Consider the following 15,375-nt stretch of genomic DNA (forward strand, 5'->3'; position numbering starts at 1 on the left):
TCTATAATCTCCAATCTACTGTCAATTGTTTGGAAACTCCCCTTAAAGGCTTTGTTCTTTAAGGGGTTGTTCTTTTTAGTGCTTCTTATATTCTTTTACTCCTGCGTTTACCTCTATTTTTAAGTCATTTTGCTTTGGAGGTATCGGGCATGAATATTGATGGTTATAGGCACAATAAGGATTATAAGCCGTATTAAAATCTATATAGATCGTTTTGCCTTTTGGCTGCTCAAGATCAATGTATCGGCCGCCGCCATAACTCCCGTTACCCGAAGTAAAATCTGTAAAAGGCAGGAACAGGCTGTTTTTATATTGTTCCAGTTTTATTAGGTCCAGGCTCTGAAAAACATCCAGTTTGCATTTTTTACCTTTCAATTTAAAATGTAGCTCTCCAAACTTAACATACATAGGTTTTCTGTCGGTTGTGGTAAACATTTCAAACGGTTTTTCGTTAGGTGTACGCACCAGTTTAGCCTTAACACAATAATCCAAATCCACCGGATAAAAATCCAACGACTTGAATGTTTTCAAATCTTCTTCTATTAATGGAGATTCTGCAGGATCGGCATATTCTTTATTTAATTTCTCCTGATATTTAATAGCGTTTTCAACAGAACATTGTTGTGCCTTAATTGCAAATACAGAGAGGAATGCGGCAATCGTGAATAGCTTTTTCATATAGCTTTTATTTTTCACAAAAATAATTATTTATTTATCATTTGATTCCTGCCAAACAACCAACATTTGTAACTTTGTAACAAACCAACCCACACAAATGCTTCAGCAGGCTTTTACCCGTTACATCAATAATTTTCGTGGATTTTCACGAGAGATCTGGATACTTACCCTCATTACCTTCATCAATCGTGCAGGTACAATGGTGTTCCCTTTCTTATCAAAATACTTAAAAGAAGACCTTCATTTTTCCTATAGTCAGGTAGGATGGATCATGGTTTGCTTCGGGTCGGGCTCTATGATTGGCTCATGGCTAGGTGGTAAACTATCAGATAAGATAGGATTCTATAAAGTAATGGTTTTCAGTATGCTTACAAGTGGTTTGTTCTTTTTTATTTTACAGTTTATAACCACGTTTACAGGACTTTGTATTGCCATGTTCAGTATCATGGTCATTGCAGATATGTTCCGTCCAGCTATGTTTGTATCTTTAAGTGCTTATGCCAAACCGGAGAACAGAACCCGTGCATTAACTTTAGTACGACTAGCGGTGAATCTTGGCTTTGCTGCCGGACCGGCTTTAGGCGGATTAGTTATTCTTGGTGTAGGTTACCACGGATTGTTTTGGGCAGATGGCATTTCATGTATAACATCCATTACTTTGTTCTGCCTTTTGGTAAAAGAGAAAAAGAGACCAAAGATCGACGACCATCCGTTAGAAGAACAGAAAAAAGTAAAATCAGTATTCAGCGATACTCCTTTTTGGTTATTTCTGTTCTGTAGTTTTGCGTCTGCCATGATCTTTTTCCAGTTGTTTACTACCCTTCCTTTATACCATAAAGAATGGTATGGACTTACAGAAGTTCAAACCGGATTACTAATGTCTCTAAACGGACTTATGGTCTTCTTTATGGAAATGCCTATTGTGGGGTATTTGGAACGTAAAAAAGTACAAAAATTAAAGATCATTTTTTGGGGTGCCATTTTCATGGCTCTCAACTTTTTTGTTTTATTATTTGACATGTGGGTAGGCATACTAATAGTAAGTATCGTGATGCTTACGTTTGCCGAAATGTTCAACTTTCCCTTCTCAAACTCTTTTGCTCTTAGCCGTGCACCACGTGGCCATGAAGGCCGCTATATGGCATTATACACCATGACCTTTAGTCTTGCCCACGTTGTAAGTGCAAAATTAGGTATGGAAGTAATTTCTAAATGGGGCTATAATACAAACTGGATCGTTATGGGAATAATTGGACTATTCTCTGCTGCTATCCTGCTTCTCGTAAAAAAAATGGTCGCAAAAGAAAACACCTAAAATATTTTATTGCAGGCATCTGACAATAAACTAACTAACTTTTGAGTTTACTAACTATAAAAATAGTTGCGTAACTAAAAAAATAGTTTTAAGTTTGGAGTATAAATTAAAGATGTCATGCAAAAGTTAACAAACAAGGAAGAAGAAATTATGCACATACTATGGAAACTTGAAAAAGCTTTTGTAAAAGATGTGCTTACCGAAATTGAAGACGACAAACCTCACTACAATACCCTTTCTACTATTATAAGGAATCTTGAAGAGAAAGGTTATGTAAGTCATAATGCCTATGGCAACACACACCAGTACTTCCCTGTTGTAACCAAAGAAGACTACAGAAAAGGTTTTATGAGCAATGCTATTGAGAATTATTTTAATAATTCATACAAAAGTATGATCTCCTTTTTTGCTAAGGAAGAAAAAATCAGTGCCGATGAACTTCGTGAGATTCTGGATATGATCGAAAAAAAGAAGTGATATGGAAAACTTTATCATTTATATGGCTAAGGCGTCCGGGCTTCTTGCTTTGTTCTTCCTTGCTTATTATTTTCTGCTGAGAAAAGAAACTTTCTTTACCTCAAACCGATGGTTCATGCTGGCTGGTTTGGTGACTTCTGTTGTGCTTCCTGCAATTGAATACACTAAAATAATATGGATAACAGCTGCACCACAATCAGCACAGCCAATAAATCTCAACCAGCTTATTTTTATCAGAAACATGCTGGCAGCAAAGCCTCAGCCTCAAACCATCGACATCAATTGGTTTGACGTTGCTGCGGGAATGTATTTTGCAGGAGTATTGTTTCTACTCATACGTTTCACACTGGATCTATTGACCATAAGAAAATTATTAAGTGGAAATGAAATTGTAAAAGATAAACAGTTTAGGCTCATTGACTCTCATCAGGTTAAATCGCCTTTCTCCTTCTTTAATTATATCATATACAATTCGGCAGTATTAAATCCTGACGAACTTAACAGTATCATCAGCCACGAAAAAGTACACAGCAGCCAGAAGCATTCTATAGATATGATCATTAGCCAGTTATTCTGTGTGGCATTTTGGTTCAATCCTTTTGCCTGGATGTACAAAAAATCGATCTCACAAAACCTGGAATTTATTGCCGATGCCGAAGCTATAAAACAACTGGCTGACAGAACTGCTTATCAAAAAACCTTATTAAAAATAACGATACAACCCGAGTGTATCGCAATCACCAATCATTTTTATCAATCACTAATCAAAAAACGAATCGTTATGTTAAACAAAAAACAATCCAAAAGGCTAAACTCCTGGAAATATGCTACTGTGCTTCCTGCACTGGTTGCCTTTATGTTTCTTTTTCAGGTAAAAATTGTAGCACAGGAAAAAGCAGTCACAATGACTACCAATGAAAAAACAAAACTTGTTCTCGAAATTACTAAAGACGCCACCGACAGTGAACTGGATGAACAGGCAAGCATTTTTAAAAATGAATTTGATGCCGATGTTATCTACAGCGACTTAAAACGAAATGCTGCAGGAGAAATTACCGGTATAAAAGTTACTGTAAAAGATAAAAACCAGTCTAAAATATATCAGGTATTAAATAACAAACCCATTGTTACATTTACGATAGGCTTAGAAAAAAATGACGGTTCGGATAAGAACTACATTACGTTTACCGGTACTAACATGAGAATGAGCTCAGAGAACAACACTGCAGATAGTACTATACCAAACCCGCCAGTGGCACCGCCAATGCCTCCTTCTCCTCCTGCATTAACGGCTATTGCTGTAAACAACACAACTAGCAACCGTAATAATAACCAAGGGGGGACTTTTATAAATACCCCATTTGAAGGAGCCATTGTTTATATAAATGGTGTGAAGCAAAAAGAAAGCGACATAATCAATATTCCTAACGGCCAAACAATATCAATCATTAACGTTCTTTCTCCAAAAGAAGCGAAAAAGAAATATGGTAAAGAGGCGAAAAAAGGAGCTATGGAAATTACAACTCAAAAAAGTACGCCATCTTCAAACAACAAATCCGGCAGTTACTCTTATGCACTTAATAATAGCGAAATCATTATGCCAAATTTGGATGAGATTATGGGTTATGCAGCTATGGGAGTAAATGAAGGAATGAAAGCCCTTAGTGCGATTAACTGGGATAATGAAATGCAGTTTTCTAATCAAGGACTCTCAGCTCAGGACATTGCTCAACTAAAGGCCGACATAAAACAGGCTCAGGCAGATGTTAAGAGAGAAATGGGTGATATCGAAATGAAAAATATTTTTTCTGAAAAAGATAAAGAAGAATTTAAAAGAGTTTACAACGAAGCTTATCGTGAAAGTTTCAAAGCAATGAAAGAAATGAAAAATGAAATTAGGGAAAATGTAAAAGAAGAAATGAAAGAGGCCAAAAAAGAAATGATAAAGGCGAAAAAAGAGATGGAAAAAGCAAGGAAGGAAATAAGTAAAAAATCAAATTAAATTTGAGGTTAGTTTTGATTCGTAAAGGGGCGGCCTTATACCTGGCCGCCTTAATACTGTTATATATTATATTTTAATAAACATATTAATATACAATTAGTTATGGAAAGTTTTTTTATTTACTTAGCCAAAGCATCGGGTCTTATTGCCTTGTTCTTTCTTGCATATTATCTGTTTATTAAAAAAGAAACTTTTTTTACCTCAAATAGGCTTTTCCTATTAACAGGCCTATTTACGTCTGTACTATTACCGTTTCTGGTTTACACAAAAATAGTATGGATAGATCCCTTACCTCCTATTAATACAATTATTATCAACGGGCCAATATTACAATCAAAACCTGTACTGCAGGAACCTTCGTTTGAATTTAACTGGATGTATATTGCAATTGGAGTATATCTGGCAGGAGTACTTTTTTTTATGATCCGGTTCCTTATCGATCTTTTTAAAGTTGTTCGCCTCCTAAAAGGAAAAGAAGTTCAATACGAAAATAAGTTCTTTTTAATTGATTCAGAAGCCATACAGTCACCTTTCTCTTTCTTCAGGCATATTGTATACAATTCGGCTTTATTACAGCCAAACGAGCTTAAAAACATTATAGCACACGAAAAAGTACACAGTAGGCAACTGCATTCGGTAGATATGTTGCTGAGCCAGTTGTTCTGTTCCATCTTCTGGTTTAATCCATTTGTATGGTTATATAAAAAAGCGATCTCCCAAAACCTTGAATTCATTGCCGATGCCGAAGCAACTAAAGAGATATCTGATGTGCAGGCATACCAGAAAACACTGCTAAAAATAACATTACAACCGGAATGCCTAAGCCTTACCAATCATTTTTATCAATCATTGATCAAAAAACGAATTATGATGCTAAATAAACAACAATCGAAAAAACGAAACTACTGGAAGTACATTACTATAGTACCGGTTCTTGTCGCTTTTATATACTTATTTCAAACTGAAGTAATCGCTCAGGAAAAAGCAGAAAAAGCAGCCACCGGAAAAGCAAAAAATACAACGAAATTTAAAATTGCCCTTGAGGTAAATAAAGATTCTGACGAAAAAGAGCTAAACGAGGAAAAATTGATCTTTAAACAGGAATTTGATGCAGATATTTACTTTTCAAATATTATTCGAAATGCCAAAGGTGAAATCATTGCTATAAAAGTTTCGGTAAAAGACAAAGACAATCAAGCCTCCTATCCAGTATATGAGGTAACAAAAAATAAAAATGACAACAGTCCTATACATCCATTTACTGTTGCTATCGAACAAGAAGAAGGAACAAATAAAAACGTTATAACATTTAATGATCCTGTAAAAAGACAGGTTTTAAACCATAAAGGAGAAGAAATAAAAGTTGACGGGTCCGCTAAAAAAGATGACTCTCTGAAAGAAAACTGGACAGTAAACTCATTTACTAAGAATGGTAAAGAATCACTAATCATTATTAACGGAGTAAAACAAAATCCGGGATCAGCTATTAGTATACCTCTTCAGTGTGAAGTTGATAAAGTGAAAGCTTTAAATAGTAAAGAAGCTGTTGAAAAATATGGCGAAGCAGCTAAGCACGGTGCTATGGAGATTACCCTAAAAGAAGACAAAAATGCTACTCCTAAAAATTATGAAGTTCGCCAAAAAATGGCATTTAACAGTAATCAGGTTTCACCAGAACTGCATGTAACTACCGAGGCAAACAGAAAATTAAACACACCCATAACTGAAAGAGTACAACAAATAAATAATAGTTCTACAAGAATTGCCATAGTAAAAAATGAGAGTAATGATATTATAAAAACACTTCAGGATCAAGGCTTTGATTTCGACAAAGCTTATTTAAGTGTTGACAGTAAAGAGGTTACCAAAAAAGAACTTGGAACAGTATTAGGTAATGTAATGTCTATAAAAAATATTGAATTAGGAAAAGCACCAAATGAAAAAGGGGTAGAAAAATATGGAAGTAAAGCTTACTATGGTTTCTTAGTAATTACCACTCAAAATAAACCTTAATTAAATAATAAACAGCTTATTATAAGTACTACAATTACACAATTTATTCTTAAAGACTGCCCTAAAAAGGCAGTCTTTTTTTATATTTGATTTACCAAACCCTCCTAACCATGTATAAACTTCTTGCAAAACTCAATCATTGGCTATTGCCCAATTATACAAAAGAACAATTGGATCTTGCAAAAGCTACAAAAGTCCAAAAAGCCATTATTGCCTGGAAATACTTTGTGACTACAAGGGCATTAGGTTAATATACTAACGGAGCATATACTTCCTGTTTACTGATTTTATCCCTGCCATGTAAAAAAGAAAGCTCCATAAGAAAATTACATTGTACAATTTCTCCACCTAGTTTTTCTACTAATTCACAAACTGCTTTAACTGTACCACCGGTAGCCAATACATCGTCATGTATTAAAACCCTGTCTCCTGGCTTTATGGCATCCGTATGAACCTCAAGTGTATCTGTGCCATATTCCAGCTCATAGGAAGCTGAAATAGTATCGAAAGGAAGTTTTTTAGGTTTGCGTACCGGTACAAAACCAACTCCAAGCTCATAAGCAATTAATGTTGCGAAAAAAAAGCCCCTGCTCTCTACTCCTACTACCTTATCAATCTTCCTGTCTTTTAGATTATTCATTAACAGCGCCATACACTCTCTAACAGCCTTTGGATTAGCTAAAAGTGGCGTTATATCTTTAAAAACAACCCCTTCTTTTGGAAAATCCTGAATGTCACGTATATACTGGTTTAATGTCATGTTTTTTAAATTTTATATTGATTAACACTTGCAAGTTAAGCATAATTCCCTATATTTGCACCCGAATTAAGGCCTCGTGGCGCAACTGAATAGCGCATCTGATTACGGCTCAGAAGGTTACTGGTTTGAATCCAGTCGAGGTCACTTTAAAAAATGCTAAGCTAAACAGTTTAGCATTTTTTTTATGCCTTTTTCATAATATATAAACAGGTTTATCTCTATAAATGAACGGTTTACTTGTTTCAAGGTGAAATTACTAGATTCAAATAGCACATAAACATCGGTATAACGAGAGTCAAGATAAAGTGGAAGTGGAAAAAGTAGAAAACGAAGAAGCAAGCTGGACTATTTGTCCGGAATGTCATGGAAGCGGCAAAAAAAGTCGGAAGCTCAGCAAGAAAATACGCCTGCTCTACCAAATAGCATTGGATCAATTTGAAAAAACGAAAGACGAAGGAACGGCTCCTGTTCGTCCTAAGGCACACTTATACTCCTGCTTAAACTGTTCAGGATCCGGATTACTCCCTTCTGCTGCTCCACCTATAGCAGATACAGAAAATTACCCACATATTGCTATTATTGGCGGTGGTATAGGAGGAATCGCTTTAGCTGTTGCTTGTTTGCACCGCGGAATCCCTTTTACCATCTTTGAACGGGATAATAACTTTGATGCTCGCTCACAGGGCTACGGACTCACTTTGCAACAAGCTAGTAAAGCTATCGAAGGATTGGGTATTTTTTCATTAAAAGAAGGAGTGACTTCAACAAGACACATCGTTCATACTACTGAAGGAAAAGTGATTGGGGAATGGGGAATTCGAAAGTGGGTGCAGCCAGATACAAAAACAACTTCCAAACGTTCCAATATACATATCGCACGACAATCGCTGCGCTTAGCACTACTTGAGCAGCTTGGCGGACATGATATGGTACAATGGGGTCACCAGTTAATCGATTTTAAAGAATGTAAGGATGAGGGTATTGATCTGACCTTTCAAGTAAACGGTGATATAAAGAGCTTCAAAGCTGATATGGTGGTTGGTGCTGATGGTATTCGAAGTTCGGTGCGAAAGTCGCTGATTGGCGAAGATAGTACCCCTCTACGTTACCTGGGCTGTATTGTTATATTAGGTATATGTCCTTTGAGCGCACTCGAAGGGCTTACCAGTTCTTTACTTGATTCTGCCACAGTATTTCAAACTGCCAATGGCAATGAGCGTATCTACATGATGCCTTATACATCAGATTCGGTGATGTGGCAGCTTAGCTTCCCAATGCCAGAAAAAGAGGCTAAGGAATTAAGTGCTCAAGGACCTGATGCACTCAAGGAAGAAGCGTGTCGTAGAACTCAGTGGCATGACCCTATTCCTCAGATTTTAGCCGCCACACAAGCAGCACAAATTTCCGGATATCCCGTTTATGATAGAGAATTACTCAAGGTAGAATTATTAGAAAAAGGTGGCCAGGTAACACTGATTGGAGATGCAGCTCACCCAATGAGTCCTTTCAAGGGACAAGGAGCAAATCAGGCACTGCTCGATGCGCTCACCCTGGCTCGGGGAATCTCAAAAGGATGCAGACCTCTATCTCAATGGAGAAAAGCCGGATTGAGAGAAAATGTATTAAATGAATTTGAATCAGAAATGCTGGAGCGCAGTGCTGTAAAAGTAAAAGATTCGGCAGAAGCTGCACAATTCTTACATTCAGAAATTGTACTTCATGAGAGTGATGCTCCCAGAGGGCGTTGTCTAAAGAATAAAGACACATAAAAAGGCTATTAATACATAACTTAAATAGTTGACCATATTTATTATGTCAACTATTTAAAATCATTTACTACCAATTTGCATATATTTTTTGGGGTATTAGCAATACTATATATCGGTATATTTAATATAACGACAGCCAACAAAACTATTAGACTAAAATCGGGCAAATACCAGTTTTCACAATTTAGGCTAATACAAGGATAGATTCGGATAATTCTACTTTTTTGCTTGTACTGAACTTTGCAGTAACAAAAATATAGAAATATGAAAATTGTTTTAACAGGCTCACTTGGAAACATCGGAAAGCCACTTACAACTGAGCTTGTACAAAAAGGACATTCGGTAACTGTGATCAGCAGTAATAAAGAAAGAGCATCGGTAATAGAGGCACTGGGAGCAAAAGCCCTGATCGGGAATATCTTTGATACTGACTTCTTATCGGAAGTCTTCCATGGTACTGATATCGTTTATCTTATGGAAACCATGGAAGCGGCAGGCGATATGTTTGATAAAGAAATTGACTTTATAGCTACCATAAGCCAGATAGGTCTTAACTACAAAAAAGCTGTTCAACGATCGGGTGTTAAAAAGGTCATTCACCTTAGTAGCATTGGAGCTCATACCGACAAGAACATAGGTATACTTCTCTTCCATCACAATGTTGAGAAGACTCTTAGAGAACTGCCCGAAGATGTATCCATTAAATTCATACGCCCGGTTGGCTTTTACATCAATATGTTCTCCTTTATTCCCACTATCACATCAAAAGGTTCTATCATTTCCAACTACGGAGGCGATAAAAAAGAGCCTTGGGTTTCGCCATTGGATATTGCAGATGCAATTGCCCAGGAAATAGAGATCCCTTTTGAGGGAAGAACAGTGCGCTATGTAGCAAGTGATGAAGTATCGCCAAATGAAATTGCAACAGCATTGGGTCAGGCTATTGGAAAGCCCAATTTGAATTGGCAGGTAATACCCGACGGGCAGCTTTTAGAAAACTGGCTCAATATAGGATTCAATGCTCAGGTTGCACATGGTTTTGTTGAATTGCAGGCAAGTCAGGGAACCGGAGAACTTTATGAAGATTATTATCGCCACAAGCCGGTATTGGGAAAGGTAAAACTAGCAGACTTTGCAAAAGAATTTGCGAAAGCTTATAACAAGGGATAATTATGTTTCTATTGATGCGCAGATTGGACTTCTCACCACATTTATGGCAAACAAAACAATGCTTAACTTTACGTAATGGAACATAGGAAAACTCAACGGATAAAAACGATCAGTGAATTTCATAGACTGAGAGGTTTGCCCAAACCTGAGCATCCTCTTATCAGCGTGGTTGATTATAGTCAGGTACTACGTCCTGCCGATATCAGTGAAATAAACTGGGTACTTGATTTCTACCTGATTTCCCTGAAACGCGGTATAAATGGTCTTTTAAAATACGGCCAGCAGGAATATGATTTCGATGAAGGTGTAATGTTCTTTATATCACCCAATCAAATTTTCAGGATCGAAACGGAAGAAAAAGTTATTGAAGAAAAATCGGGCTGGATGCTTCTTATCCATCCCGATTTCCTGTGGAATACTTCGCTTACCACAACCATCAAACACTATGATTTCTTCGACTATTCAGTCAATGAGGCTCTGTTCTTATCCGAAAAAGAAGAAAAAACAGTTAATCTTATCATTGATAACATCAGACAGGAATATCAGGCTAACATTGACAGGTTTAGCCAAAACATTATTGTTTCACATATCGAAACGCTGCTCAGCTATTCTGAACGGTTTTATGAGAGGCAATTTATCACCCGTAAGATTACAAACCATCAAATGCTAAGCCGCTTAGAAAAATTCTTAAGTGATTATTTTAGTACTGACGCCTTAGCTGTAAAAGGATTGCCCACTGTACAGCTTGTAGCCCAGGAACTTCATGTGTCTCCTAACTACCTAAGTAGATTGCTGAAAAATTTGACAGGACAAAGCACACAACAGTTCATTCAGGATAAAGTTATTGAAAAAGCAAAGGAAATGCTTTCCACAACCAACCAGTCTATAAGTGAGATTGCCTATGAATTAGGATTTGAGCATCCTCAATCTTTTACCAAGCTATTCAAAAACAAAACGAAACTGTCTCCTACCCTGTTTCGTGCTTCTTTTAATTAAGAGAAACGTATATATAAACTGTTTTTGAATAAAAAGTGCTAAGTCGCAAGGTATAGCACTTTTTTTATGCTCTGAGATAGCCTGGCTGTAAGATATAATTAGACTATTTTTATTGATTAATTCTAAAAAAATAAAAAGGTCAGGCAACTTCCTTAAATAATATTCCGTCTTTAGTATAACCAACCTATTGAACCAACTTGAAAATTATTGCTTTACATACATCTGATGATGCCCTGATAAAAAAAGCCCTGCGCAATGACGCTAAGGCAGAGCAGATACTCTATAACAGGCATGCAGCAAAAATGCTGGGGGTATGCAGGACCTATATAAAGGATATACATTATGCCGAAGATGTAATGATACAGGGGTTTACAAGGGCTTTCGAAAATTTAGCGAAATTTAGGTTTGAAGGCAGTTTTGAAGGATGGCTGCGCCGTATTATGGTAAGAGAGGCAATAGACTTTTTAAGGACCCGAAGGGAGCTTTATTTTGCCGAAATTGATGAGGCCGAAGTCTTACCCGCACATAGCGCAGAGCCTGATTATGATATTGAGTTTTTACAGTTGCTTATCGATAATCTGCCAAACGGTTATAAAACGGTACTTGTGATGTATACGATTGAAGGATTCAACCATAAAGAAATTGCCGAAATGCTGGGTGTCACAGAAAGTACATCAAAATCGCAATTGTTTAAGGCCAGAAAAATGCTGCAGGAACAGCTCACATCAATACAAAAAAGAGGAAATGAAACAATATAATATAGAAGAACAGCTGCAGCGCAAACTAAAAGAGCGTACTATAACACCTTCGGCAGAAGCGTGGAACCGTATTGCTTACAACAGGCAGCAGCAAAAAAAGAAAAAGAAGCGCCTGACATGGTACTGGACTGCCGCAGCAATCGTGATTATAAGTCTTGGCGGACTGCTATTTGTAGTATTGAGCAACAACGATACTATTATTATACCTCAGCAAACAGTTGTTGAGCAGCCAAGCCAACCATCAGTTATTGAGCCTGCTCCTGAAAGCATTATGCATCAGGAATTCAAAAGAGAAATTATTTTACAGGATAAAAAAACAAACTTAAATACAACTGTTGCAATAGAAAAACAAACATCTATCCGCCAGGAAATTAAGCCACTAAATATAAAACCTGATTCAGAAACTGTAAAAGCCAATGAAGTTGCCCTTGCCATCAATGAACTTGTACTATTAAAAGGAAGTGTAACAAATGATGAGGTCGATTCGTTATTACACAAAGCGCAAAAGGAAATTGCAATGGAGCGCTTAAAAAATAAAAACCTGCCAACAAACGATATTGCATTATTGAATGAAGCAGAAAAAGAAATGGAAAATTCTTTTAGGGATAAAACATTAAAAATCTTTAACCTTAAGTTCAAGACTATAAAAATAGCCATTAAAGAAAAACACTAACCTTAACCAATCAATCACCATGAAACGACTATTTATTTATCTCGCCTTTGCGGCGACAGGATTTTGCATGCCTGATGCTACCGCACAGGAAACAAAAACAGTAAAGGACACAATTAAAGGAGAACCAAATTATTCTGCCCAATATGCCGAGAAAATAAAAACTCAAAAGCTGGCCAGCCTTGAACAGGAAAAAAATAATATTATTGATACCGAAAAATTTAACCTTAAAAAGGAACTGGAAAAAATTACTGAGCAGTTAGAAAAGGGAGAGATAACAGCCGATAAAGCGCAAACGCTTAAAGAAGAGGCAGCAAAAAATGCAGCAATTATTATTGATAGTAAAACTGCAATTATTGACGGACAGATAGAACTTGTAAAAAGAAATGTTAAGTATAACTTTACTCCTTATGCCGGATCTTATATTGAAGTAGGATTTGGTAATTCCTATGATGATGCAGGTAGTTTTTTACTGGGTGTGCGCTATAATGCAGAGAATAGAAAAAAGAAATATGATAAGCGAACGTACACTGATGTAGTATTTGCTGTTGGATGGAATAACACAGTAGGCGATGGGCGAACTATAGGTGACTCCTATCGTTTTGGAAAAAGTGTTTATGTCGAGATCGGTTTTGCTTTTAGAACCAGGCTGCTAAAAGATTCCAATAAAGTGCGATTGGCGTATGGTATTTCTCTTTATGTCAATTCGTTATCACCAAAAAATAATAAATATTTTGTAAATAACAATGGTACTACTGTATTGCAAGAGTTCCCTAACCATCTAAAAATAAACGAACTATTAATAAACAACCTTATCGCTCCTTTCCATTTTGAGTTTGGTCCATCAAGAAAAAGAGAGTATAAAGATTATTTCCGTTACGATACAAGTAACGAGTTTAAAGTAGGTATCGGCGGATATGCGGGGGTAAATTTAAGTGCAACTCAAAAACTTAAATATAAAGAAGACGGCGAAAGAATAATAGACAGAATGAAGAGAGATTATAATGTAACTCCCTTTGTATACGGGATAAGCAGTTATGTAGGTTTTGGCCCTATTTCATTATTTGTTAAATATGATCTTAATCCGGTATTTGAAAAATCTACCTACAAAGAACACAATTTGACCTTTGGTTGGAGGCTCGATATGTAATTAGAAGTTAGTTAAAATGAAAGGCAGCCGGAGGGCTGCTTTTTTATATAATTTCGAGAATTTTCATATTTAAAAATCAGACACTTAAAGACAAACATGTAGGATTTCATCGTAATAAATTGCAATTAATCGCATTAATTATCATTTCTGTGGTCTTTATAGTAGGTTCTGAAAAATAAAAGTAATTTAGAGATACATAATTCCCCGCTAGATTCCGCTTCTACTTTAGAAACCCGGACTCTATCGGGGTTTTTTTATGTATCAAATTTCCAACTAAAATAATTAAAAATGGCAACAAACAACACTTTTAACGGCGCTATAGGCGCATGGATTGATTCAGAACTGCATCCTGCGAGTGCTACAACCCCTGCTTCACCTAACAGCAATTTTGTTTCGATGAGACTCAATAATGTTTATAAGAGTCTGGATTATTTATGCATCGCCTGGTATGCGGTTGATATGACCAATCCCCAGCAACCCACAATCAGCACAGGCAATAAGGGTCTGCAAATGATTGTTACTGATGCAAAAACACAGAATCCAAACATCAAATTATTTGCAACCCTTGCATTTACCGATGAGATTTTAAGTAATCTTCAAACAATTATTAACAACCCAACAACGCTACAGGCTTTTGCAGCAAACATTGCAACTTACCTGGGTAATAATAATATGAATGGTTTTGATATTGATTGGGAAAGCCCGATAAGCTATTTATCATCAACCCAATCGTCAGCATGGCTTAAAGCCTTGAAGCAAGCTTTCGGATCAACTTATTACATAAGCCTTTCTCCTGCCGTAGCGGATAATCTTGACGGCAATACTGTTAATAACACCTGCAACATTATTAACCTGCAAAACTATTCAGGCTTCACTCACCCAGATGACTTCGTAGCTATAGGAATCAATTCTTCATTGCTTGGATTTGGCGCCAAATTTGAGACATCGGGCAACAAGCCTTTCCAAAATGCGCTGCAAGCCAGTCAGCAATACCAGGCTGGTTTTAAAATCAATGGACAAACTTATTCTTATAATACTATTTGCAATTGGCGTCTGGATTCAGATGACTGGGCTTTCGAACAGGGACAACAACTATTGTTAAGCATGTATATTAAAGGCGCACCTTCAACCGTACCTTTTGATGATAACGTAATTATCAAAGCGCAATCGATCTCTACACTAATGCAAAGTGTAACGGTATGGAGTGGTGAAGTAGTTGATGCAATACAGTCAGGTAATCAGAATAAAGATGGTTCTTATACTGTAGAAATGCTGCAGCATGGAGGTGACACCGGTCATCAAAATCCTACTATCACTTTACCTAGTAGTGGCTTATCACAGTTCAATTATGTAACAGGATACTGGTATGGCAATTATGTAATCGTGCAAATCACGATAGCAGGTACTAGTTATCCTAAATCTATCAGTTCTTCTGTATCCAGACAGGAAACAAAAAGTGTAACAGCGCCGTCTGGACAGACAATTGTTGCTTTTAGTGGTGCAACACAAAAGGTTCAGCTAGCCGGAGGCGGCTATACGTGGGTGCTTTCAGAAATTAATGCTGTATTTGGATAACATAGCAAATAATCAATAGTTATATTAAAAAAGCCCCACAAT

The 15,375-nt window shown here is 36.7% G+C and carries 14 protein-coding genes and 1 tRNA gene; 13 read left to right on the plus strand and 2 right to left on the minus strand.

Annotation, left to right across the window (positions count from 1 at the left end; translation table 11 throughout):
* Positions 1–75: 75 nt before the first annotated feature.
* Positions 76–678, minus strand: coding sequence for a DUF1684 domain-containing protein (locus EPI11_RS12820; protein WP_128390380.1), 603 nt, complete (start codon positions 676–678; stop codon positions 76–78).
* A gap of 64 nt (positions 679–742) precedes the next feature.
* Here EPI11_RS12820 and EPI11_RS12825 point away from each other — a divergent pair, with 64 nt between their 5' ends.
* From EPI11_RS12825 to EPI11_RS12845, 5 genes are all read left to right on the plus strand, one after another.
* Positions 743–1,993 carry an MDR family MFS transporter gene (locus EPI11_RS12825; protein WP_394343647.1) on the plus strand — a complete coding sequence of 417 codons (1,251 nt, stop codon included), beginning with the start codon at positions 743–745 and terminating at the stop codon, positions 1,991–1,993.
* Between the two features lie 117 nt (positions 1,994–2,110).
* Positions 2,111–2,470, plus strand: coding sequence for a BlaI/MecI/CopY family transcriptional regulator (locus tag EPI11_RS12830; RefSeq protein ID WP_128390382.1), 360 nt, complete (start codon positions 2,111–2,113; stop codon positions 2,468–2,470).
* 1 nt (position 2,471) lies between these two features.
* A complete protein-coding gene (locus EPI11_RS12835; RefSeq protein ID WP_128390383.1) occupies positions 2,472–4,472 on the plus strand; it encodes a M56 family metallopeptidase in 2,001 nt (666 codons plus the stop codon).
* A 102-nt stretch (positions 4,473–4,574) separates the two neighbouring features.
* Positions 4,575–6,485: a M56 family metallopeptidase gene (locus tag EPI11_RS12840; RefSeq protein ID WP_128390384.1), complete on the plus strand. Its 1,911-nt coding sequence runs from the start codon at positions 4,575–4,577 to the stop codon at positions 6,483–6,485.
* A 110-nt stretch (positions 6,486–6,595) separates the two neighbouring features.
* Positions 6,596–6,736 (plus strand): SsrA-binding protein, encoded by a 141-nt coding sequence (locus EPI11_RS12845; protein ID WP_128390385.1) that lies wholly within the window; start codon positions 6,596–6,598, stop codon positions 6,734–6,736.
* On the opposite strand, the gene EPI11_RS12850 is transcribed toward EPI11_RS12845, so the two are convergent.
* Positions 6,733–7,245, minus strand: a complete 513-nt coding sequence (locus EPI11_RS12850; protein ID WP_128390386.1) for an adenine phosphoribosyltransferase — start codon at positions 7,243–7,245, stop codon at positions 6,733–6,735. The genes EPI11_RS12845 and EPI11_RS12850 overlap by 4 nt on opposite strands.
* A 70-nt stretch (positions 7,246–7,315) precedes the next feature.
* Between EPI11_RS12850 and EPI11_RS12855 the strand changes: the two genes are divergently transcribed.
* From EPI11_RS12855 to EPI11_RS12890, 8 genes are all read left to right on the plus strand, one after another.
* Positions 7,316–7,389 (plus strand) — tRNA-Arg (locus tag EPI11_RS12855).
* 167 nt (positions 7,390–7,556) lie between these two features.
* Positions 7,557–9,014, plus strand: a complete 1,458-nt coding sequence (locus tag EPI11_RS12860) for an FAD-dependent oxidoreductase (RefSeq protein WP_128390387.1) — start codon at positions 7,557–7,559, stop codon at positions 9,012–9,014.
* Positions 9,015–9,278: 264 nt separating this feature from the next.
* Complete coding sequence (locus EPI11_RS12865) at positions 9,279–10,184, plus strand: SDR family oxidoreductase (protein WP_128390388.1); 906 nt, start codon at positions 9,279–9,281, stop codon at positions 10,182–10,184.
* A gap of 75 nt (positions 10,185–10,259) precedes the next feature.
* Positions 10,260–11,180, plus strand: coding sequence for an AraC family transcriptional regulator (locus tag EPI11_RS12870; RefSeq protein ID WP_128390389.1), 921 nt, complete (start codon positions 10,260–10,262; stop codon positions 11,178–11,180).
* A gap of 197 nt (positions 11,181–11,377) precedes the next feature.
* Positions 11,378–11,938: an RNA polymerase sigma factor gene (locus EPI11_RS12875; RefSeq protein WP_128390390.1), complete on the plus strand. Its 561-nt coding sequence runs from the start codon at positions 11,378–11,380 to the stop codon at positions 11,936–11,938.
* Positions 11,925–12,611: a hypothetical protein gene (locus tag EPI11_RS12880; RefSeq protein ID WP_128390391.1), complete on the plus strand. Its 687-nt coding sequence runs from the start codon at positions 11,925–11,927 to the stop codon at positions 12,609–12,611. Before EPI11_RS12875 ends, EPI11_RS12880 begins: the two co-directional genes overlap by 14 nt.
* A gap of 19 nt (positions 12,612–12,630) precedes the next feature.
* Positions 12,631–13,758, plus strand: a complete 1,128-nt coding sequence (locus EPI11_RS12885) for a coiled-coil domain-containing protein (protein ID WP_128390392.1) — start codon at positions 12,631–12,633, stop codon at positions 13,756–13,758.
* 288 nt (positions 13,759–14,046) lie between these two features.
* Positions 14,047–15,333: a glycosyl hydrolase family 18 protein gene (locus EPI11_RS12890; protein WP_128390393.1), complete on the plus strand. Its 1,287-nt coding sequence runs from the start codon at positions 14,047–14,049 to the stop codon at positions 15,331–15,333.
* Positions 15,334–15,375: the final 42 nt, after the last annotated feature.

The sequence above is a fragment of the Flavobacterium cerinum genome (assembly GCF_004028155.1).
Lineage (GTDB): Bacteria > Bacteroidota > Bacteroidia > Flavobacteriales > Flavobacteriaceae > Flavobacterium > Flavobacterium cerinum.

Excerpts from the sequence above, each read along its gene's own strand:
- EPI11_RS12820 (WP_128390380.1), bottom strand. The coding sequence starts at position 678 with ATGAAAAAGCTATTCACGATTGCCGCATTCCTCTCTGTATTTGCAATT.
- EPI11_RS12830 (WP_128390382.1), top strand. The coding sequence starts at position 2,111 with ATGCAAAAGTTAACAAACAAGGAAGAAGAAATTATGCACATACTATGG.
- EPI11_RS12835 (WP_128390383.1), top strand. The coding sequence starts at position 2,472 with ATGGAAAACTTTATCATTTATATGGCTAAGGCGTCCGGGCTTCTTGCT.
- EPI11_RS12840 (WP_128390384.1), top strand. The coding sequence starts at position 4,575 with ATGGAAAGTTTTTTTATTTACTTAGCCAAAGCATCGGGTCTTATTGCC.
- EPI11_RS12845 (WP_128390385.1), top strand. The coding sequence starts at position 6,596 with ATGTATAAACTTCTTGCAAAACTCAATCATTGGCTATTGCCCAATTAT.
- EPI11_RS12850 (WP_128390386.1), bottom strand. The coding sequence starts at position 7,245 with ATGACATTAAACCAGTATATACGTGACATTCAGGATTTTCCAAAAGAA.
- EPI11_RS12865 (WP_128390388.1), top strand. The coding sequence starts at position 9,279 with ATGAAAATTGTTTTAACAGGCTCACTTGGAAACATCGGAAAGCCACTT.
- EPI11_RS12870 (WP_128390389.1), top strand. The coding sequence starts at position 10,260 with ATGGAACATAGGAAAACTCAACGGATAAAAACGATCAGTGAATTTCAT.
- EPI11_RS12880 (WP_128390391.1), top strand. The coding sequence starts at position 11,925 with ATGAAACAATATAATATAGAAGAACAGCTGCAGCGCAAACTAAAAGAG.
- EPI11_RS12885 (WP_128390392.1), top strand. The coding sequence starts at position 12,631 with ATGAAACGACTATTTATTTATCTCGCCTTTGCGGCGACAGGATTTTGC.
- EPI11_RS12890 (WP_128390393.1), top strand. The coding sequence starts at position 14,047 with ATGGCAACAAACAACACTTTTAACGGCGCTATAGGCGCATGGATTGAT.